Source organism: Caulobacter sp. Root343 (assembly GCF_001425745.1).
Lineage (GTDB): Bacteria > Pseudomonadota > Alphaproteobacteria > Caulobacterales > Caulobacteraceae > Caulobacter.
In genome coordinates, this window is record NZ_LMDF01000007.1 from 451,239 (window position 1) to 470,244 (window position 19,006).

Here is a 19,006-nt window from a genome sequence, read left to right on the forward strand (position 1 = left end):
GGATGGCGCGCAAAGCCGCCGCGACGACGGATGAGAAGCCGGCCAAGGCTAGGAAGGGGTCCAAGACGACCCTTTCCGAGGCCAATCTGGTCGACCTCGGTCCCGAACGCCTGGCCGCCATCCTTCTCGATCTCTCAAACGACAGCCACGTCAAGCGCGTGCTGCGGCTGGAGCTGTTCGCTGAATCGAGCGGCGAAGGCTTGGCGCTGGAGATATCCAAGCGTCTTGCGGCCATCGGCAAGTCGTCCTCGCGGATCCACTGGCGCAAGCGGGTCGCCTTCGCCCGTGATCTCGATCTGCACCGCCGGATGATCGAGCGGCTGGCGGAAGACGATCCGACCGCCGCCTTGGACCTGATGCTGGACCTTCTGGACCTGGCGACGCCGGTCCTGGATCGTCTGAGCCAGGCCGAGGGCCCGATCGGCGATGTCTTCCTGGCGGCGCGAGACGGGATCGGGGCGATCGCCGCCACCGCCATGCCGGATCCAATCGCGCTGGCCGACCGGATCGCCAAGCTGCTGCGCCGCGACGACTACGCCCAGTTCGGCCCTCTGATCGGCGCGCTGGGTCCGGCGCTGGGCCCCACGGGACAGGCTCATCTGCGCGAGACGCTGGAGAAGATGCTGGCCGCGCGCTCGACCCGCTCGACCCACCTGTTCGACGCTCAGGGCGCGATCTACAAGGACGCCCTGCGCCGCTTGGCCGACGCCAGCGGCGACGTCGACGCCTTCGAGGCCACCTTCGCCCCCGAACTGCGGCGTACGCCCTTGGTCTCCGCCGAGATCGCTCGTCGGCTGCTCGCGGCCGGGCGAGGGGAGGACGCCCTGGCGACCCTGCAGGCCGGCGCGCCCGGCGAACAACGCGGCCGCCACGCCACCAGCGTTGAGGAACGCATCGTCTGGGAAGAGGCGATGCTCGAGGCCCTGGAGGCGACGGGACACCATGACGAGGCCCAGAAGCGCCGATGGGCGGACTTCGAGGCCACGCTGTCGATCCCACGCCTGCGAGCCTATCTGAAAGGCTTGCCGGACTTCGACGACGTCGAGGCCGAGGATCAGGCCAAGCTCGTCGCAAAGCGGTTCCCGCGCTTCGACACAGCGCTGGCCTTCCTGGTTTCCTGGCCTGACCTGGCAGCCGCGTCGCGGCTGGTGCTGACCCGTTCGGGCGAGATCAACGGCGCGGACGAAATCCTCATGGCCGAGGCGGCGCGACGGTTGGAGGGGAGCTATCCCCTGGCGGCGACGCTGCTGCTGCGGGCCTCCATCCAGTACGTGCTGACCTATGGCGTCGCCACGCGCTACGCCGAGGCGGCGCGCCAACTGCTGGAGGCAGAATCGCTTTCAGCCATGATCGCCGAGTATGGCGAACATCCAGACCATCCGGCCTTCGTCGCCGACCTGCGCGCCATGCACGGCCGCAAACAGGGCTTCCGCGCGGAGCTGGGAGCCCTGGGCGGCGTCTTCTAGGGCCGCTTGCGCACCTGGGCGTCGAGGCTCCATTCGCCGGGGCCTTGGAAAACCAGATAAAAGAAGACGAAGCAGAACAGGATCGCCGCCTCGCCGCCGTTCAGCGCCGGCCAAAAGCCCTTGCTGCCATGGGCGAGGAAGTAGGCGACCGCCATTTGTCCCGAGAGAATGAAGGCTACCGGTCGCGTGAAGAGGCCCAGCACCAGCAGGCCGCCGCCGGCGATCTCCAACCAGGCCGCCGCCACCAGCATCGGCGGCAACGGATCGGGCGCGCCCGGCTGAGCCGCGGGGAAGTGGAAGACCTTCATCAGGCCGTGCTCCATGAAGAGCAGGGCGGCGATGATGCGGAGCAGGCTGAGCACGCGTGGCGCCCAGACGGTAAGACGTTCCATTCTGTTGTCCTTCCTTGATGCGAACGCTGGGAGCTCTGGCGGCTCGACGCTTACTGAAAGACTGGAAAGAGAATGGCGCCTAGGCGGCGCGTGTGTCTGTCTCGGCCATGCGCTGGATAGCGACATAGTCGGTTTTGCCGCTGCCCAGCACCGGCACTTGAGGCACCTTGAGGATCTTACGCGGCACGGCCAGCTCCGGCGCGCCGATCGTCTGGGCATGGGCGACCAGAGGGCCAACATCGGCGTCGTGGCGATCGGTGACCAGGACCAGCTTCTCGCCCTTCTTCTTGTCAGGCATCGAGATCACGGCATGGCGGCCGTCGGGCCAAACGGCCGAGGCTAGGTCTTCGGCGGCGGTCAGAGAGACCATCTCGCCGCCGATCTTGGCGAAGCGCTTCACGCGGCCCTTGATGGTGATCCACTGGTCGTCAGTCACGGTGACGACGTCACCGGTGTCGTGCCAGCCGTCCTCGGGCGCGTCGATGCCGCCGTCCTCGCGCAAGTAGCCCGCCATGATGTTGGGACCGCGCACGAAAAAGCGACCGCCTTCGGCGATGCCTTCGACCGGCTCGACGCGAATTTCCTGGCCGGGCAGCAGCCCGCCCACGGTGCCGGGGCGATTGTCGGTCGGCTTATTGACGGCGATGACCGGCGAAGCCTCGGTGGCGCCATAGCCTTCCAGGACCGGCACGCCGTTGAAGCGCTCGGCGATCAGGGCGTGGGTCTCGTCGCGAACCTTCTCGGCGCCGCAGACGATGAACTTCAGGGCGCCCAGCTCGTCGGTGTCCGAAGCGCGGGCGTACTGGTTCACGAAGGTGTCGGTGGCCAGCAGGATCGAGGCCTTGGCGTCCTTGATCAGCGGCGGGATCTGCTTGGTGTGCAGGGGCGAGGGGTACTGGAACGCCTTCATGCCGGTCAGGATCGGCAGGATGACGCCGCCGGTCAGGCCGAAACAGTGGAACACCGGCAGCGGATTGAACATCACCCAATCCGGATCGAGCTCGATGTGCGCCGCGATCTGCATGGCGTTCTGGACCAGATTCTCCTGGGTCAGCACCACGCCACGCGGCGCGCCGAAGCTGCCCGAGGTGAACAGCACTACCCCCTTGTCGGACGGCTTGGCGGGCGCGCGAAATTGGCGGGGAAAGAAACCCGCCGCCGCCGCGAACAGCTTGTCGGGTAGGCCGATCGTGGCGCGCACGTCTTCCAAATAGGTGATCTCGGCCTGCTCGCCGATGCAGTCGATGATGTCGTGCAGCTTGCCCAGTTCGATGAATTTGTGGGCGGTCAATACGCGCTTGATCTGGGCCAGCTTGCAGGCGGCCTTGATGTTCCGCAGACCCGCGGTGAAGTTCAGCATGGTCGGCACGCGGCCGAAGGCGTGCAGGGCGAAGAAGGTCACCACCGAGCCCGCGCCCGACGGCAGCAGCACCCCGACGTGCTCGCCAGGCTTGGTCATCGCGGCGATCTTGCGGCCCAGCGCGAAGCTGGCGCGGATCAGGTCCGTATAGCTGAGCGGATTGCGGTCCTGATCCTCCAGGATCGCTTTCTTGGCGCCATACTTGTCGCGAGCGTCGATCAGGGCGTCGAAGATGGCTTTGCGGCCAACTTGCGCATCGTAAGCTACCGGCATGCCGGCGAAACCTCCCCGAAGAGCAAAGGGCGCCCCCGTTCTTTAAACGCCGAGTCTGCCGGGGAAGGTCCGGCTTTGCAAGAAAGAGTCACGAACCGTGAGGATCAGCCCTTGCGGCGCAAGGCCTTGGCGTCGAGGCGAGCGCGGGTGAAATCGACGATCGCGGCCAGCCAAGGCTCTCGGACGGCGTCCGATTCCATGTGCAGGTCATGACCTGCGTCGCGGTAGCGGGTCTCCTGGCAGTCGGCCATCGCGGCGCAGAGACGGCCTTTTGGCGTGGCGGTGACCGCCTTGTCCTTGCCGGCGTCGAGCATTAGGGCCGGGACGTTGGCTCTACGGATATCGCGGGCGGCGGTTTCGGAGGCGTCGAAGAAGGCCGCGAACCAACCCAGGCTGCGCCCCCCCATCCGCAGATCGGGATTGGCCAGCATCCAGGCGGCCTGGACCTTGCCGCGTTGCGCGTCATGGGTTGCGCCGGACTGGACGCCGTCGGGGCCGTCGCGCCGCCAACCGGGCTGGTCCGGGGTGCGGATCCAACCTAGGCGCAAGGCTCGCATGGCCGGTGTGAAGCGCGCGAAATCCGAGCGTGGCCGAGGCAGATTGCTCAGGCCAAAGGCGGGCGAGGACAGGATAAGGCCGTCCATCGCAAGACCTTGTTCGGCCGCCAGCAACGCAACCAGGCCGCCTTCCGAATGACCGAGCACCACGAACGGAATGTCGATGCGCGGCCGGATCACCCCCTTGGTCAGGGCGCGAACGGCGGAGACGTCGGGATCGAAGCGGTCGGCATGGCCGAGGTCACGCCACGGCGTGGCGCGCTCGGACCCGCCCTGGCCCTGGCGCTCCAACACCCAGACGGTGAAACCCCGCGCGTTCAGTTCGGAAATCGTCTCGAACCACGCCTCGGCGCTTTCGCCGTAACCCGTCAGGATCAAGATCGTGGCGCGCGGCGTGACCGGGGGGGAGGCGACGCCGTAGCGCTGGATCAGGCCCTCGCCGCTGCGGACAAAACCCCAGGCCCAGCCTTGCGGCGCATAGAAGCGGGCGCTCAACGATGGGGGCGTTCGCGTCTCGGCGAACGGCGCACGCGAGGCTCCGTCGCCGCAGGCGGCGACGGTCAGAATTGGAACGATTGCCAGGGCAACAACGAGAAGGCGGCGACGCATATGGCCCAGTCATTTCGCGCGTCGCGACCTTAAGCAAGATCAAGCGCTTGATCCGGAGGGCAAGAAGACCGATTTAGGCGCCATGGCCACGGTGATCGACACCCTGAAGGCTCGCGGCTCGGAAGACCGGGCGGCGCGCCATCCCGAAAAGCAGAACCGCCCCGATACGCCGGTGCTTCGCAAACCCGACTGGCTGCGCGTGCGCGCGCCCGGTTCGGGCCAGTACAACGAGACCAAGGGCATCGTGCGCGAGCACAAGCTGACCACGGTCTGCGAGGAAGCGGCCTGCCCGAACATCGGCGAGTGCTGGAGCCAGAAGCACGCGACCATGATGATCATGGGCGAGATCTGCACTCGCGCCTGCGCCTTCTGCAACGTCACCACCGGTCTGCCGACTCAGCTGGACCCTGACGAGCCGCGCCGCGTGGCCGAGGCCGTCGCCAAGATGGGCCTCAAGCACGTGGTCATCACCTCGGTCGATCGCGACGACCTCCTCGACGGCGGCGCTCGCCACTTCGCCGAGGTGGTCACGGCCATCCGCGCGGCCGCGCCGGGCACGACCATCGAGATCCTGACGCCGGACTTCCTGCGCAAGGACCGCGCCGAGAACGTGGTGATCGACTCCAAGCCGGACGTCTTCAACCACAACCTCGAGACCGTGCCGCGGCTCTATCTGAAGATCCGCCCCGGCGCGCGTTACTACAACTCGTTGCGCCTGCTGGAGCGGGTGAAGGAGCGCGATCCTTCCCAGTTCACCAAGTCCGGCCTGATGGTCGGCCTGGGCGAGACCAAGGAAGAGGTCATGCAGGTGATGGACGACATGCGCTCGGCCGGCGTCGATTTCATCACCATCGGCCAGTATCTGCAGCCGACCCGCAAGCACGCGGCGATCGACCGGTTCGTGACCCCCGAGGAATTCAAGGCGTACGAGGCGATCGCCCGCGCCAAGGGTTTCCTGATGGTCTCGTCCAGTCCGCTGACCCGCTCGTCGCACCACGCGGGCGAGGACTTCGCCAAGCTGCAGGCCGCGCGCCGCGCGCTAGACGCTCGCTCAGCGTAAAGCCTTGCACCGCCACGTCGTCACGCGGGTGCTGCCGTACGCGCCCGAGCAATTGTTCGACCTCGTCGGAGACGTCGAGACCTATCCCAAGTTCGTGCCGTGGATCACCGGCATGCGCACCTGGAATGGCCGCGTGGACGGCCCGATCAGCACGGTCGACGCCGAAGCCCAGGTCGGCTTCTCGTTCCTGCGCGAGAAGTTCGCCACCCGCGTGCGCCGCGATCGCGAGGCGCTGAGTATCGACGTCAATCTGCTGTACGGCCCGTTCAAGCGGCTGGCCAATGGCTGGCGCTTCGTTCCGGAAGGCGACGTGACCCGTGTCGAGTTCGTGATCGACTTCGCCTTCAAGTCGGCGATGCTCGATGCTCTCCTGGCCGCCAATATCGACAAGGCCGCCAACAAGCTGATCGCCTGTTTCGAAGATCGCGCGCGGCAGGTCTACGGCGCGAAGGCCTAGTCCTTCTTCCGCACGACCTCTTCGATCCGCTCCTCGAAATCGCCGAGGTTGGCGAACAGGTTCTCGATCGCGAACACCAGGCCGAACACCCGCGCGGCGTCGTCAAACTCCAGGTCCCGGGTGACGCCCTTGGCGCGCAGGCCTTCGACGCAGACCTGGAACGCCTGATGGGCCTCAGCAAAGGCGATGCGATCGGGTCGCGGACCTTTGGTCAGAAGATCGGCCGTTCCTCGGAGGAAACGCGCGCTGGCCTCCAGCATGTCGGCCGCCGCCGGCGCCAGGTCGGCGGCGGGCAGGGGCTCGTGCAGCGTGCGTCCGACCATCACCGTGTCGTTGCGCAGCCGCCAGAGCGTCCGAGGCAGGGCCTCAGAGACAGAGCGGTCGCTGAGCTTGCTGGCGCTCTCGCGATCGGCCTCGGTCACCGCGGTTTGCAGCTTGGCCAGCGCGGCGCGCAGATCGTCCTGAGCCTTGAGGTAATCGGTCGGGCCGGGCGTTCCCCGCAGGGTCAGAACGTGACTGTCGAGAATATGGGCCTGCAGGCCGGCGATCTTCTGGACGCTCGAGACCACGGAAGTGTGAGCGCGGGCCGGGAAGATCAGCAGGGTGGCGGCGACCCCGACGAGGCTGCCGACCGTGATCTCCGCCACCCGCCAGGCAGCGGCAAGTAGCGGATCCATGTGCGTCGTCGTGCCTATCAGCATGATCACGGCGGTGACGGGGGCGACCTTCAGCGCCGGACGGACCGAGACCACGAACGCCAGCAGCGCGACGGTCACGCAGAGGATCAACCCTCCAAACTGCGGCCAGCGCGCGTGGAAATAGGCCGCCGCCGCGCCGGCCAGCGCGCCGACCACCGTACCCATGAACCGCTCGACCGAGGCCGTGATGGTCGCGCCCAGGCTGGACTGCACCACGATAACGGCGGTGAAGACGGCCCAATAGCCCTGTGGCAGGCGCAGCAAGGTCGCCAGGGCGAAGGCGGCGCCGACGGCGGCGGAGACACGGATCGCGTGGCGGATCTCGGTCTTGCGCGCGGCGGCGGCCTTCAGCGCCCTTTGCGAGAGATTGACGCCCGCGAAGCGTCTCCAGTCGCTGGGCGCGGTCTCGGGCACTAGGCCACTGCCTCGCGGAGCATTTCGAGAGCCGTTCGCACCGCCGCCAGCTGCACCGCTTCGCGAGTCTCACCCTCGAACCGTTCGTGCCGGTGCACGACCGAGCGATTGGCGCGGGCGACGGCGAAATGGACCGTGCCCACCGGTTTCATCGGCGTGCCGCCGCCAGGGCCGGCGATGCCCGTGATGGCGACCGCGACATGGCCGTTGCTTTCGCGCAGCGCGCCCTCGGCCATCATTCGCGCGACCGGCTCGGAGACCGCGCCATGGTCGGCGATCAGGTCTCCCGGCACGCCCAGCATCTCGGACTTGGCGCGGTTGGTGTACGTGACGAAGCCGCGCTCGAACACGTCGGAAGCGCCGGAGATCGAGCAGATCGCTCCGGCCACGAGCCCTCCGGTGCAGCTCTCGGCGGCCACGAGGCGCAGCGACTTGCCGCGCGCTTCGTCGATCAGCAGTCGGGCCAGGGTCTGGATGTCCAGCGGGAACATGCGGCTCTCCGGATTCGCGGGCCTCAGCTTAGCTCGTTCAGGCCGGGGTCTCGACCGCCACGACGGCCGAGGCGGCCAGGCCTTCGCCGCGGCCGGTGAAGCCCATCTTCTCGGTGGTCGTGGCCTTGACGCTGACCCGGTCGACGGGAAGTCCGAGGATCTCGGCCAGTCGCTCGCGCATGGCCTGGCGGTGCGGTTTGATCTTCGGGCGCTCGCAGATCAGGGTCACGTCGACATTGATGATCGCCCCGCCCTTGGCCGCCACCAGTTCGGCGGCGTGCTTGAGGAACTGGTCCGAAGCGGCGCCCTTCCACTTCGGATCGGTCGGCGGGAAGTGGTCGCCGATGTCGCCTTCGCCGATCGCGCCCAGGATAGCGTCGGTCAAGGCGTGCAGGCCGGCGTCTGCGTCGGAATGGCCGATCAAAGTCTCGTCGTGCTTGATCGCGACGCCGCACAGCCAGACTTCCTCGCCCGGACCCCAGCGGTGGGCGTCGAAGCCCTGGCCGACTCGAGTGATGCGCGCGGCGCCGGCGAGCCGTTCGGCCATGGCGAAGTCCTCGGGATAGGTGAGTTTCATCAATAGCGGATCGCCCGGCGCGATCGCCACGCGGCCGCCAGCGGCTTCGACGACCTGGACGTCGTCGGTTGGTTCGCCGCCAGACCAGCGGGCATGGGCGTCGATCAGGGTCTTACGTTGTGCGGCTTGCGGTGTCTGAGCGCGCCAAAGGTGCTCGCGGGACATCGTCAGCAGATCGGCGCCCGGCTTGGCGCGCTTGAGCGTATCGGCGACGGGGAGTGCGGGCAGGGCGGCGTCAGCCGACTCAAGCGCCCTCAAGACGCCCTGGATTGTCGCGCCGCTGAGAAAGGGGCGGGCGGCGTCATGGATCAGCACCGGCTCATTCTCAGGACGATGCGCCAGGGCCGCGAGGCCCGACTGGACAGACAATGCCCGCGTCGCGCCGCCGCGCGCCGCGCGCCAACCGGAAAGGCCCGCCAGCACCTCGGTCAGCGCCTTTTCCCCATCTTCGGTCGTTACGATGACGATGTCCGCCGCGTCGGCCGCCAGGAAAGCCTCGACGGACCAACGAAGAACCGCTTTACCCGCCACGGGCCGCCACTGCTTGGCCTGGCCGGGTCCGGCGCGGGTTCCCGAGCCGGCGGCGACGATCACGGCGGAAAAGGTCATGGCGGCTGTTTAGTCCGGTGGCCGCGCTTGTCCATAGCCCGTCCCGACCGGGACGGGCGGTCTCTTTGGTTCAGGGCCTTCTCATCCGATCGAGACGATCGGGAAGGCCTCTGGCGATCCGGGCTTTACTGCGCCGCACAATGTGCCTAAAAAGATGGCTACGGGGATGATCACAAAATGAGCAACAAGCTCGAAGTCGGCGGGGTCGAAATCCCCGGTCGGGTGTGGATCGCACCCATGACCGGGATCTCGGACCTGCCCTTCAGGGAAACGGCCACGGCGCTCGGCGCGCCTTATGTGGCGACGGAAATGGTAGCCAGCGCGGAGTTCGCGCGGGGGCGGCCCGACGTGGTGCGCCGCGCGGCGGTCGGCGAGGGCCTGCCCCTGACGGTCATCCAGCTGGTCGGTCGCGACATCGCGTTCATGGCCCAGGGCGCTCGCATGGCGCAGGACGCCGGGGCCGAGATCATCGATCTGAACTTCGGCTGTCCCGCCAAAGAGGTGGCCGCCGGCGCCGCCTGCGGCTCGGCGCTAATGCGCGAGCCGGATCTGGCGGAGGCCCTGGTCGCCGCCGCTGTCGAGGCCGTTGACGTGCCAGTGACCGTCAAAATGCGTCTGGGCTGGGACACGGACAGCCTCAACGCGCCCGAGATCGCCGCCCGCGCCGAGGCCGTCGGGGCCAAGGCGATCACGGTGCACGGCCGCACGCGCAACCAATTCTACAAGGGCGTCGCCGACTGGACCGCCGTCGCGGCGGTGAAGAGGGCGGTTTCGGTGCCGGTTCTCGTCAATGGCGACATCGTTGATGGGGACAGCGCTCGCAGGGCGCTGGAGCAGTCGGGCGCCGACGGCGTGATGATCGGCCGAGGCGTCTATGGTCGCCCCTGGATCGCCGGCGCGATCGAGGCCGCGCTCGACGGTCGTGGCTTCGTCGAGCCGGACGCCGAGGAGCGCCTGGCCATCGCGCTCACCCATTTCCGGCGCAGCCTTGATTTCTATGGCGAGCGCCTGGGCCTGAAGATGTTCCGCAAGCACCTGGCCTCGTACATCGAGGCCGCGCCCTGGCCGGATACCGCAGAAGAACGACGTGCAGCCCGCGCTGCCCTGTGCCGCCTTGAAGATCCCGCCGCCGTGGAGGCCGCCTTGCGCGACCTGTGGCTAGTGGGCGGGAGATTAGCCGCATGACCGACCGTGCCCGCGTCCTGGGCGGCGTCGCCCCCGAGGCCCTGAAAGCCGCCGCCTTCGATCTCAGCCCCGAGCCGGCCCTGGTGGTCGATCGCGACGGCGGGCTGGTCGCGGTCAACGAAGCCGCCGAGGCGCTGTTCGGCCACGGCCTCTCTCTATTGGCGCGCGGGCGGTTCCGGGCGGCCCTACCGCCGGGCTCGGTGCTCGTGGCGCTGCTGGATCGGGCGATCTTCGAAGGCGCTCTGGTCCGTGAGCATGGCGTCGAGGTCAATCTGTTCGGCCAGCCGCCGTTCGAAGCCGACGGCGCCGCCGCGCCGCTTGGCGACGGGTCGGTGCTGCTGACCCTGCATGTGAAGGGCGTCCTGGGCGTCGACAAGGCCGCGGACGCTGCGGGCCTGCGCTCGGTCGTGGGCCTTGGCAAGATGCTGGCCCACGAGATCAAGAACCCGTTGGCCGGCATCCGGGGCGCGGCCCAGCTGCTGAAGACCGGCGCCAGCGCCGTGGACCAGCCGCTGGCTCAGCTGATCGTCGACGAGACCGATCGCATCCGCCGCCTGGTCGATCGCATGGAGGCCTTCTCCGACGAGGTCCCGACCCCGCGCGAACCGGTCAACATCCACCAAGTGCTGGACCGCGTGCGGGCCCTGACCGCCAACGGCGTCGCCGACGGGTTGCAGATGAAGGAAAGTTACGACCCCTCGCTGCCGCAGGTCTGGGGCGACGAGGATCACCTGATCCAGATCTTCCTGAACCTGACCAAGAACGCCGCCGAGGCCGCCCATATGCGGGGCGACGATCGCGGCCAGATCGCGATCCATACCGCCTGGCGTCCCGGCGTGCGGGTGCGCGGCGCCGATGGCAAGACCGCCAGCGGTGCGCCGATCGAAGTCAAGGTGATCGACAACGGCCCCGGCGTACCGGCCAGCCTGCGCGACCACCTGTTCCAGCCGTTCGTCACCACCAAGGCCAACGGCACCGGCCTGGGCTTGGCCCTGGTCACCAAACTCGTCACCGCCCACGGCGGTCTGATCGACTTCGAATCCGAGCCGGGCCGCACCGTGTTCCGCGTGCTGTTGCCCGTCGCCCCCCAGAACGGGGCCCCCGAAACCGTTTCCGGAGACGCCTGAGCATGAACGCCGCGAGCAAGAAGATCCTGATCGCCGACGACGACAGCTCGGTGCGCCTGGTGCTGAGCCAGGCGTTCACGCGCCTGGGCTATCAGGTGCGCGCCACGGGTAACGCCACCACCTTGCTGAAATGGGTCACGGACGGCGAGGGCGACCTGGTCGTCACCGACGTTATGATGCCCGACGAGAACGTGTTCGACGTGCTGCCGCGCATCCGCAAGGAACGGCCCAAGCTGCCGATCATCGTGATGAGCGCGCAGAACACCCTGCTGACGGCGGTCAACGCCGCCGACGCGGGGGCATTCGAATATGTCTCCAAGCCGTTCGACCTCGACGATGTCACCGCGGCCGCCCGTCGAGCCTTGTCGCGTCCGGCGGACGCCGAGGCCTCCAAGGCCCAAGCCCGCGCCATGCGTGACGAGCGCTTGCCGTTGATCGGCCGCTCGGCGCCGATGCAAGAGGTCTATCGGACCATCGCCCGCTTGGTCGGAGCCGACCTGACGGTCCTGATCCTTGGCGAAAGCGGCACCGGCAAGGAGCTGGTCGCCCGCGCCCTGCACGAATTGGGACGTCGTCGCGACGGCAAGTTCGTGGTCCTGAACCTGGCCGCCGTCCCGCGCGAGCGGGTCGAGGTCGAACTGTTCGGGCGGGGAGACGGCGACAACGGCCGCCTGGTCGAGGCCGATGGCGGCACCCTGTTCCTGGACGAGATCGGCGACATGCCGCTGGACGCTCAGACCCGTCTCCTGCGCGTGATCGATGGCACCGAGCCAGTGATCAACCCCAAGACCGGTCGTCGGCCGAACGTCCGGATCATCGCCGCCACCAATCGCGACCTTCGGGGTCTGATCCAACAAGGCCTGTTCCGCGAGGACCTGTTCTTCCGCCTGAACGTCGCGCCCGTGCGCCTGCCGCCGCTGCGCGATCGGGTCGAGGACATTCCAGACCTGGCCCGCACCTTCCTGCTCCGCGCCGCGCGCGAGGGCCTGCCCGCCAAGACCATCGACCAGAGCGCGCTCGATCGCCTGAAGACCCATCCGTGGCCCGGCAATGTCCGCGAGCTCGAGAACCTGATGCGCCGGATGTGCGCCCTCTATGCCGAGGAACTGATCACCGCCCGCATCGTCGACCGCGAGCTGCAGGACCATACGCCGGCCGTGCGTTCGGAAGAGGGGCCGCTGACCCTCTCGACCCTGGTCGAGCGCCACCTGGCCTCGCACTTCGCCGACCAGCCCGACGGCGTACCGCCGCCCGGACTCTATGATCGCATCCTCGAGGAAGTGGAGCGGCCGCTGATCCAGTTGACCCTGTCGGCGACGCGCGGCAACCAGGTCCGGGCCGCCGAGATCCTCGGCCTCAACCGAAACACCTTGCGCAAGAAGATACAGGATCTGGGCGTGGAGATGACGCGGGGCCGTCGCTAGCTGCTGAAGCTTTCACGGCACATAACTGTTGAATTTAGGACACACGCTCCTAAACTCCGCGACGATGTCTTCAGTGGCTTACGCGACGGGATCGGAAGACCCGCCGACCCGGTTCAGCCGGGCCTGGTGGCGGGAGCTCCTGCGGTCGCGCTATCTGACCGGTGGCGGCTATGCCTTGGCGGTCGTCCTGACGGTCGCGGGCGTGGCGTTGGCGTCGTCGCCTCCGAGCACCGATTCCATCAGTACCGCCAGCACCGTGATTCTGGTGGTGCTGGGCTTCAACCTGGTGCTGATCCTGGGTGTGGCGACCGTGGTCGGCCTGCGGCTCTACGACCTGATCGACGCCCGGGCCAGCGACGCCGGCGCCCGCCTGCACCTGCGCTTCGTGAGCCTGTTCTCGGTGGCCGCCGTCGCCCCCGCGTTGATCGTGGCGCTCTTCTTCGGGGTGCTGGTCAATCGCGGCGTCGATGGCTGGTTCAGCCAGCGGGTCCAGACCGTGGTCGGCAACTCGGCCAAGGTCGCCAACTCGTACGTCGAGCAGCAGACCAAATATATCTCCGAACACATCGGACCGATGGCGGCGAACCTCAACGAAGCCGCGCCGGCGCTGGTCCATTCGCCGGTGGCGTTTGGCCATTTCCTGGGCGAGGAGACCAAGGCCAACGGCTTCGCCGCGGCTTACGTGCTGGATCGCGATGGCCGCATCCTGGCGCGCGCCGAGCTCAAGGACGCCCCGCCATTCCTGGCGCCGCCGCCGACCAGTTATGAGGCGACCGACAGCGGCGAGGTCACCGCCCAGCGCTTCGTCTCCGCCGATCTGTTCCGCGCGCTCTATAAGTTGAAGGCCTTTCCTGACGCCTATCTCTATGTCGTTCGTCCGATCGAAAAGGGCATCCTGACCCACTTGATCGAAACCCAGAACGCCCTGGTCTCCTATCGCGACGCCGAGCGGAGCCGCGACCGCATCCAGGCGATCTTCGGTCTCAGCTATCTGGAAACGGCCCTGCTGGTGCTGGTGGCCGCCATCTGGGTGGGCATCGCCGCGGCCAACTCGATCGCGGGCCCGGTCGCGGGTTTGGTCGAGGCGGCCGGCCGGGTGTCCGGCGGCGATCTCGACGCCCGGGTCGAGGCCGACACCGGCCCCGAGGAGATCCGCGCGCTCTCCAACGCCTTCAACATGATGACGAGCGAGCTGCAGTTGCAGCAAGCCGCGCTAAAGGCCGCCAGCCTCGACGCGGAGAGCCGACGTCAGTTCATCGAGACCGTGCTGTCGGGCGTCAGCGCCGGCGTGGTCAGCCTGGACGAGCGTGGCAAGGTCTCCGCCGTCAACAGGCGCGCGGTGACCCTGCTGGGCCTGCCCGACGACGCCCTGGGCGTCGACCTGATCCAGCTCGCGCCCGAGTTCGCGACCGTGATGGAGGCGCTGCAGGAAAGCCGCCCCGACACCGACGTCGAGGTCGACATCATGCGCGAAGGCGAGACCCGCCGCCTGCGGGTGCGCGCGGCCGGTCACGTGGCTCAGGGCCTCGTGTTGACCTTCGACGACATCACCCGACTGGTGGCCGCTCAGCGCAACGCCGCCTGGAAGGATGTCGCGCGCCGGATCGCGCATGAGATCAAGAACCCGCTCACGCCGATCCAGCTGTCGGCCGAACGCCTGCGCCGCAAATATCGCAAGGAGATCGCCAGCGATCTGGAGACCTTCGATCGCTGCACCGAGACGATCATCCGCCAAGTCGGCGACATCGGCCGGATGGTCGACGAGTTCTCGGCCTTCGCCCGCATGCCCGCACCGCGCTTCGAACCGGCCAACCTGACCGAAATGCTGCGCCAGGCGGTCTTCGCCCAGCGCTTCCAGGACGCCGAGATCGAGGTGAAGCTGGAAGAGCCAGGCGGTGAGGATGTCTGGGTGACCAGCGACGAACGGATGATCGGTCAAGTCCTGACCAATATCCTGAAGAATGCCGGCGAGGCCGTTGGCTCGCGACGCTTGGCCGAGCCTGGGCTGCGCGGCCGGGTTACCGCGACCTTGGTCTCGGACGCCGACGATCTGTGTGTAACGGTCGAGGACAATGGCGTGGGTCTGCCCGCCAAGGACCGCGACCGTCTGACCGAACCCTATGTGACCACCCGCGAGAAGGGGACAGGCCTAGGCCTGGCCATCGTCAAGCGGATCATGGAGGACCATGGCGGCAGCCTGGTTCTCACCGACGCGCGCGCGCTCCCCGGAGCCCGCGTGATCCTGAAGTTTCCGACGACAGCGCGCCTGGCCGTCGCGGCCCAGAGTGGCGTTGAGGAGATGATATGAGCGCCGACGTTCTTGTTGTGGATGACGAGGCCGACATCCGCGAGCTGGTGGCCGGAATCCTAGAAGATGAAGGCTACGCGGTCCGTACGGCCGCGGATTCCGATCAGGCCCTGGCCGCGATCCGCGCCCGCAAACCCGCCCTGCTGGTCCTGGACATCTGGATGCAGGGCGGCGGTATGGACGGCCTCGAACTGCTGGACATGGTCAAGGGTCTGGACGCCGATCTGCCGGTGATCATGATCTCCGGCCACGGCAACATCGAGACCGCCGTCAGCGCCATCAAACGCGGCGCTTACGAGTTCCTGGAAAAGCCGTTCAAGTCCGACCGGCTGCTGATGGTGGTCGAGCGCGCGCTGGAAGCCGCCGGCCTGCGTCGTGAGAACCGCCGTTTGCGCACCCAGACCCTGGCGCCTGACGGCCTGATCGGCAAGTCGGCCCCGGCCCAGGCGTTGCGTCAGCTGATCCTGAAGGTCGCGCCGGCCAATAGTCGCGTCCTGGTCTCCGGTCCGCCCGGCGCGGGCAAGGAGTTGGTGGCGCGCCTGATCCACGGCGCCAGCGCCCGCTCTCGTCAGGAGTTCGTGGCGGTGAGCGCCGCAGGCATGGCGCCCGAGCGGCTGGACGTGGAGCTGTTCGGCGAGGAAGGCGAGGGCGGCCGCCCGCGCAAGATCGGTGTGTTCGAACGCGCCCACGGCGGCACCCTCTATCTCGACGAAGTGGCCGACATGCCGCGCGAGACCCAGGGCCGGATCCTGCGGGTGCTGGTCGAGCAGCGCTTCCGCCGTGTCGGAGGCGACAACGACGTCCAGGTCGACGTCCGCGTGATCTCGTCCAGCGCCCGCGACTTGCGTGACGAGATCGCCGCCGGCCGCTTCCGCGAGGACCTGTTCCATCGCCTGAACGTGGTGCCCGTGCGCGTGCCCGGCCTGGCCGAGCGCCGGGAGGACATTCCGGAGCTGATCAACTTCTTCATCGACCGCATCAGCGAGGCGACGGGGCTCCAGCGTCGCAAGCTGGGCGAAGACGCCTTGGCCACGCTGCAGGTTCAGACCTGGCCGGGCAATGTTCGGCAGTTGCGCAATAACGTTGAGCGGATGCTGATCCTGGCCTCGGGCGAGCCGGGCGACGTGATCACGGCCGAGATGCTGGCGGGCGCCGATCAGCCCAGCGCGGGCAACGCCGGCGCGATCGGCGCCGAGCGGATCATTGCCCTGCCGCTGCGCGAGGCCCGCGAACTGTTCGAGCGCGAATACCTGAACGCCCAGATCCTGCGGTTCGGCGGCAACATCTCGCGGACCGCCAACTTCATCGGCATGGAGCGCTCGGCGCTGCACCGCAAGCTGAAGTCGCTGGGCGTCGCCGGAGCCCGGGCGGAAGAGGAAGAATAGATGTCGCGTTTCGCTTATGTGAACGGCCGCTTCGTGCGGCACGGCGAGGCTGTCGTCCATATCGAGGATCGCGGCTACCAGCTGGCCGACGGCGTCTATGAGGTCTGGGCCGTGTTCGACGGCAAGCTCGCCGACGCCGAGGGCCACTTCGCCCGCCTGTGGCGCAGCCTGGACGAGCTGCGTATCGCCCACCCGATGAGCGAAGCGTCGCTGACCCTGGTGCTGCGCGAGGCCGTGCGGCGCAACAAGGTGCGCGAGGGCCTCTGCTATCTGCAGGTGACCCGCGGCGTGGCCAAGCGCGACCATGCCTTCCCCAATCCCGCCGTCCTTCCTTCGACCGTGATCACCGCCAAGTCGGTCGATCGCGCCGCCGCCGACGCCAAGGCCGCTCAGGGGGCGTCGGTCATCTCCGTGCCGGAGAACCGCTGGGGCCGCTGCGACATCAAGTCGATCGGCCTGCTGCCGAACGCCTTGGCCAAACAGGCGGCGCGTGAGCGGGGCGCGATCGAGGCCTGGTTCGTCGACGACATGGGCTTGGTCACCGAAGGCGCGTCATCCAACGCCTGGATCATCGACGCCGAGGGCGCGCTGCGCACCCGCGACACCAACGCCAATATCCTGCGCGGCGTGACCCGCTCCACCTTGCTGGAGGTCATCCGGGAAATCGGCCTGCCGTTCAGCGAAAAGCCCTTCACGATCGCCGAGGCGCAAGGCGCCAAGGAGGCGTTCATCACGGGCGCGGGCTCGCTGCTTACGCCGATCGTCCAAGTCGATGGCGTGAAGCTGGGCGAAGGAAAGCCGGGCGAGGTGGCGACGCGGCTGCGGCGTCTCTATATTGAGCGCGCGCGTCAGAAAGCCGTCTGAGGTCGGAGCAATATTCGGCGCGGGCGGCCTTGCGTCGCGCGACCTTGCGGAAATTTTCACTGAGGGCTTGTCGCTTTCAACGAAAAATCATCTAGCATGGTCTTGTTTGTGTGGGGGGCGTGTGGCCCTCCGAGAACAATGAGAGGGGAACCCCCGATGTCCGCCGAAAAGAAGCAAAACCTTCAGGACACCTTCCTGAACAGCGTGCGTAAGTCGAAGACGCCGCTCACCATCTTCCTGGTCAACGGCGTCAAGCTGCAGGGCGTGGTCAGCTGGTTCGACAACTTCTGCGTCCTTCTGCGCCGCGACGGCCAGTCGCAACTGGTGTACAAGCACGCCATCTCCACCATCATGCCGGCGCAACCCGTTCAGCTCTATGAGCCCAGCGCCGACTCCGACGACTGAGACGATTGTCCAAATCCACATCCAGGTCGATTGACCACGCCGCGCCGATCCTGAAGGCGCTCGTCATCCATCCGGCGCGGCAATTGCGCGGCCAGGCGGCCCTCGAAGCCCGGGATCCCAATGCCCGGCTCGAGGAAGCCGTCGGCCTCGCGGTCGCGCTCGATCTCGAAGTCGTCGAGACCGTGATCGCGCCTCTGCGCGCGGTCACGCCGGCGACCTTGTTCGGCAAGGGCAAGATCGAGGAGTTCGCGGCGATCTGCGAGGTCGAGCACATTGACGTCGCGGTCTTCGACGACCAGCTCACCCCGATCCAACAGCGCAACCTCGAAAAGGCGCTGAAGGTGAAGGTGGTGGATCGCACGGGCCTGATCCTCGAGATCTTCGCCCGCCGAGCCCGCACGCGGGAAGGTCGCCTGCAGGTCGAACTGGCCAGGCTGGAATACGAACGGTCGCGCCTTGTCCGCACCTGGACCCACCTGGAACGCCAGCGGGGCGGCACCGGCAATACCGGCGGCCCCGGCGAAACCCAGATCGAGCTCGACCGCCGCCTGATCCGCGACAACATTCTCAAGCTCAAGAAAGAGCTCGAAGAAGTGCGTCGCACGCGGACCCTGCATCGCAGCGCCCGCAAGAAGGTCCCGTACCCGACCGTGGCGTTGGTCGGCTATACGAACGCCGGCAAGTCGACGCTGTTCAACCGCCTGACCGAGGCCGAGGTTCTGGCCAAGGACATGCTGTTCGCGACGCTGGACCCGACCTTGCGCACCGTGAAGCTGCCCGACGGCCGGCCCGCGATCCTGTCCGACACCGTGGGCTTCATCTCGGACCTGCCGCACGAGCTGGTCGAGGCCTTCCGCGCCACGCTGGAGGAAGTGCAGGAGGCGGACGTGGTCCTGCACGTCCGCGACGTCGCCAATCCCGACAGCGAGGCCCAGGCCCGCGACGTCAAGACCGTGCTCGCCGAGCTGGGCGTGACGTTCGACGAGGGCAAGACCGTCGTCGAGGTCTGGAACAAGGTCGATCTGTTGGGCGAGGAAGAGCGCGAGATCGTCGAGGGCCAGGCGCGTCGCTCCGAAGCCTCGGCGGTTTCGGCCGTCACCGGAGACGGTTGCGAGGCGTTGCTGCGCCGGATCAGCGGCCTGATCGACGACTCGCCGCCGGTCGAGGTCCAGCTCGGCGCCCATCACGGCCAGGCCCTGGCCTGGATCTACCGCAATGGTCGCGTGATGAGCCGCTACGATGGCCCCGCCGGCGAGGTCCGCCTGATCGCCCGCCTCGACGCCCAGGCCTTGGGTCGGTTCGAGCGCCAGTTTCCGGAAGCCGAAGTCCAGGCAGCCCAGTAGAG

17 protein-coding genes are annotated in these 19,006 nt (G+C 67.7%); 11 read left to right on the forward strand and 6 right to left on the reverse strand.

Annotation, left to right across the window (positions count from 1 at the left end):
* The first annotated feature begins 2 nt into the window (after positions 1–2).
* Positions 3–1,466, forward strand: a complete 1,464-nt coding sequence (locus ASC70_RS14840; RefSeq protein WP_056051332.1) for a DUF6880 family protein — start codon at positions 3–5, stop codon at positions 1,464–1,466.
* Here the strand turns inward: ASC70_RS14840 and ASC70_RS14845 are convergent.
* From ASC70_RS14845 to ASC70_RS14855, 3 genes are all read right to left on the reverse strand, one after another.
* Positions 1,463–1,858: a DoxX family protein gene (locus ASC70_RS14845; protein ID WP_056051333.1), complete on the reverse strand. Its 396-nt coding sequence runs from the start codon at positions 1,856–1,858 to the stop codon at positions 1,463–1,465. The genes ASC70_RS14840 and ASC70_RS14845 overlap by 4 nt on opposite strands.
* 79 nt (positions 1,859–1,937) lie before the next feature.
* Entirely contained in the window at positions 1,938–3,491 is a 1,554-nt protein-coding gene (locus tag ASC70_RS14850; protein WP_056051335.1) for an AMP-binding protein, read from the reverse strand.
* 104 nt (positions 3,492–3,595) lie between these two features.
* Positions 3,596–4,543 carry an alpha/beta fold hydrolase gene (locus ASC70_RS14855; protein WP_235519399.1) on the reverse strand — a complete coding sequence of 316 codons (948 nt, stop codon included), beginning with the start codon at positions 4,541–4,543 and terminating at the stop codon, positions 3,596–3,598.
* Positions 4,544–4,739: 196 nt separating this feature from the next.
* Here ASC70_RS14855 and lipA point away from each other — a divergent pair, with 196 nt between their 5' ends.
* Together lipA and ASC70_RS14865 are read left to right on the forward strand one after the other, a co-directional pair.
* Complete coding sequence (gene lipA / locus ASC70_RS14860; protein WP_047405686.1) at positions 4,740–5,717, forward strand: lipoyl synthase; 978 nt, start codon at positions 4,740–4,742, stop codon at positions 5,715–5,717.
* Between the two features lie 4 nt (positions 5,718–5,721).
* A complete protein-coding gene (locus ASC70_RS14865; RefSeq protein WP_056051338.1) occupies positions 5,722–6,174 on the forward strand; it encodes a type II toxin-antitoxin system RatA family toxin in 453 nt (150 codons plus the stop codon).
* Here ASC70_RS14865 and ASC70_RS14870 read toward each other — a convergent pair.
* From ASC70_RS14870 to ASC70_RS14880, 3 genes are read right to left on the reverse strand one after another with little or no spacing between them, the layout of a single operon-like run.
* Positions 6,171–7,286 carry an FUSC family protein gene (locus ASC70_RS14870; RefSeq protein ID WP_056051340.1) on the reverse strand — a complete coding sequence of 372 codons (1,116 nt, stop codon included), beginning with the start codon at positions 7,284–7,286 and terminating at the stop codon, positions 6,171–6,173. The two genes, ASC70_RS14865 and ASC70_RS14870, sit on opposite strands and share 4 nt — an antisense overlap.
* A complete protein-coding gene (locus tag ASC70_RS14875; protein ID WP_056051341.1) occupies positions 7,286–7,777 on the reverse strand; it encodes a CinA family protein in 492 nt (163 codons plus the stop codon). Before ASC70_RS14875 ends, ASC70_RS14870 begins: the two co-directional genes overlap by 1 nt.
* 37 nt (positions 7,778–7,814) lie before the next feature.
* On the reverse strand, positions 7,815–8,963 hold the full coding sequence (locus tag ASC70_RS14880) for a bifunctional 2-C-methyl-D-erythritol 4-phosphate cytidylyltransferase/2-C-methyl-D-erythritol 2,4-cyclodiphosphate synthase (protein WP_056051343.1): 1,149 nt from the start codon (positions 8,961–8,963) through the stop codon (positions 7,815–7,817).
* A 177-nt stretch (positions 8,964–9,140) separates the two neighbouring features.
* Between ASC70_RS14880 and dusB the strand changes: the two genes are divergently transcribed.
* The 8 genes from dusB to hflX all read left to right on the forward strand — a co-directional run bounded on the left by dusB (position 9,141) and on the right by hflX (position 19,004).
* Complete coding sequence (gene dusB / locus ASC70_RS14885; protein WP_056051345.1) at positions 9,141–10,148, forward strand: tRNA dihydrouridine synthase DusB; 1,008 nt, start codon at positions 9,141–9,143, stop codon at positions 10,146–10,148.
* Entirely contained in the window at positions 10,145–11,275 is a 1,131-nt protein-coding gene (locus tag ASC70_RS14890; RefSeq protein WP_056051348.1) for a nitrogen regulation protein NR(II), read from the forward strand. Before dusB ends, ASC70_RS14890 begins: the two co-directional genes overlap by 4 nt.
* Positions 11,276–11,277: 2 nt before the next feature.
* Positions 11,278–12,699 (forward strand): sigma-54-dependent Fis family transcriptional regulator, encoded by a 1,422-nt coding sequence (locus ASC70_RS14895; protein ID WP_047405673.1) that lies wholly within the window; start codon positions 11,278–11,280, stop codon positions 12,697–12,699.
* Between the two features lie 64 nt (positions 12,700–12,763).
* Positions 12,764–15,007 carry a PAS domain-containing sensor histidine kinase gene (locus ASC70_RS14900; RefSeq protein WP_056051350.1) on the forward strand — a complete coding sequence of 748 codons (2,244 nt, stop codon included), beginning with the start codon at positions 12,764–12,766 and terminating at the stop codon, positions 15,005–15,007.
* Positions 15,004–16,392 carry a nitrogen assimilation response regulator NtrX gene (gene ntrX / locus ASC70_RS14905; RefSeq protein ID WP_047405670.1) on the forward strand — a complete coding sequence of 463 codons (1,389 nt, stop codon included), beginning with the start codon at positions 15,004–15,006 and terminating at the stop codon, positions 16,390–16,392. Before ASC70_RS14900 ends, ntrX begins: the two co-directional genes overlap by 4 nt.
* Positions 16,393–17,256, forward strand: coding sequence for a D-amino-acid transaminase (locus ASC70_RS14910; RefSeq protein WP_056051352.1), 864 nt, complete (start codon positions 16,393–16,395; stop codon positions 17,254–17,256). It abuts the gene before it with no gap.
* Between the two features lie 156 nt (positions 17,257–17,412).
* Complete coding sequence (gene hfq / locus ASC70_RS14915) at positions 17,413–17,661, forward strand: RNA chaperone Hfq (RefSeq protein WP_013079113.1); 249 nt, start codon at positions 17,413–17,415, stop codon at positions 17,659–17,661.
* A 5-nt stretch (positions 17,662–17,666) separates the two neighbouring features.
* A complete protein-coding gene (hflX, locus tag ASC70_RS14920; RefSeq protein WP_047405664.1) occupies positions 17,667–19,004 on the forward strand; it encodes a GTPase HflX in 1,338 nt (445 codons plus the stop codon).
* The last annotated feature ends 2 nt before the right edge of the window (positions 19,005–19,006 follow it).

Excerpts from the sequence above, each read along its gene's own strand:
- ASC70_RS14845 (WP_056051333.1), bottom strand. The coding sequence starts at position 1,858 with ATGGAACGTCTTACCGTCTGGGCGCCACGCGTGCTCAGCCTGCTCCGC.
- ASC70_RS14880 (WP_056051343.1), bottom strand. The coding sequence starts at position 8,963 with ATGACCTTTTCCGCCGTGATCGTCGCCGCCGGCTCGGGAACCCGCGCC.
- hfq (WP_013079113.1), top strand. The coding sequence starts at position 17,413 with ATGTCCGCCGAAAAGAAGCAAAACCTTCAGGACACCTTCCTGAACAGC.
- ASC70_RS14840 (WP_056051332.1), top strand. The coding sequence starts at position 3 with ATGGCGCGCAAAGCCGCCGCGACGACGGATGAGAAGCCGGCCAAGGCT.
- ASC70_RS14895 (WP_047405673.1), top strand. The coding sequence starts at position 11,278 with ATGAACGCCGCGAGCAAGAAGATCCTGATCGCCGACGACGACAGCTCG.
- ASC70_RS14910 (WP_056051352.1), top strand. The coding sequence starts at position 16,393 with ATGTCGCGTTTCGCTTATGTGAACGGCCGCTTCGTGCGGCACGGCGAG.
- lipA (WP_047405686.1), top strand. The coding sequence starts at position 4,740 with ATGGCCACGGTGATCGACACCCTGAAGGCTCGCGGCTCGGAAGACCGG.
- ntrX (WP_047405670.1), top strand. The coding sequence starts at position 15,004 with ATGAGCGCCGACGTTCTTGTTGTGGATGACGAGGCCGACATCCGCGAG.
- dusB (WP_056051345.1), top strand. The coding sequence starts at position 9,141 with ATGAGCAACAAGCTCGAAGTCGGCGGGGTCGAAATCCCCGGTCGGGTG.
- ASC70_RS14890 (WP_056051348.1), top strand. The coding sequence starts at position 10,145 with ATGACCGACCGTGCCCGCGTCCTGGGCGGCGTCGCCCCCGAGGCCCTG.
- ASC70_RS14850 (WP_056051335.1), bottom strand. The coding sequence starts at position 3,491 with ATGCCGGTAGCTTACGATGCGCAAGTTGGCCGCAAAGCCATCTTCGAC.
- ASC70_RS14900 (WP_056051350.1), top strand. The coding sequence starts at position 12,764 with ATGTCTTCAGTGGCTTACGCGACGGGATCGGAAGACCCGCCGACCCGG.
- ASC70_RS14875 (WP_056051341.1), bottom strand. The coding sequence starts at position 7,777 with ATGTTCCCGCTGGACATCCAGACCCTGGCCCGACTGCTGATCGACGAA.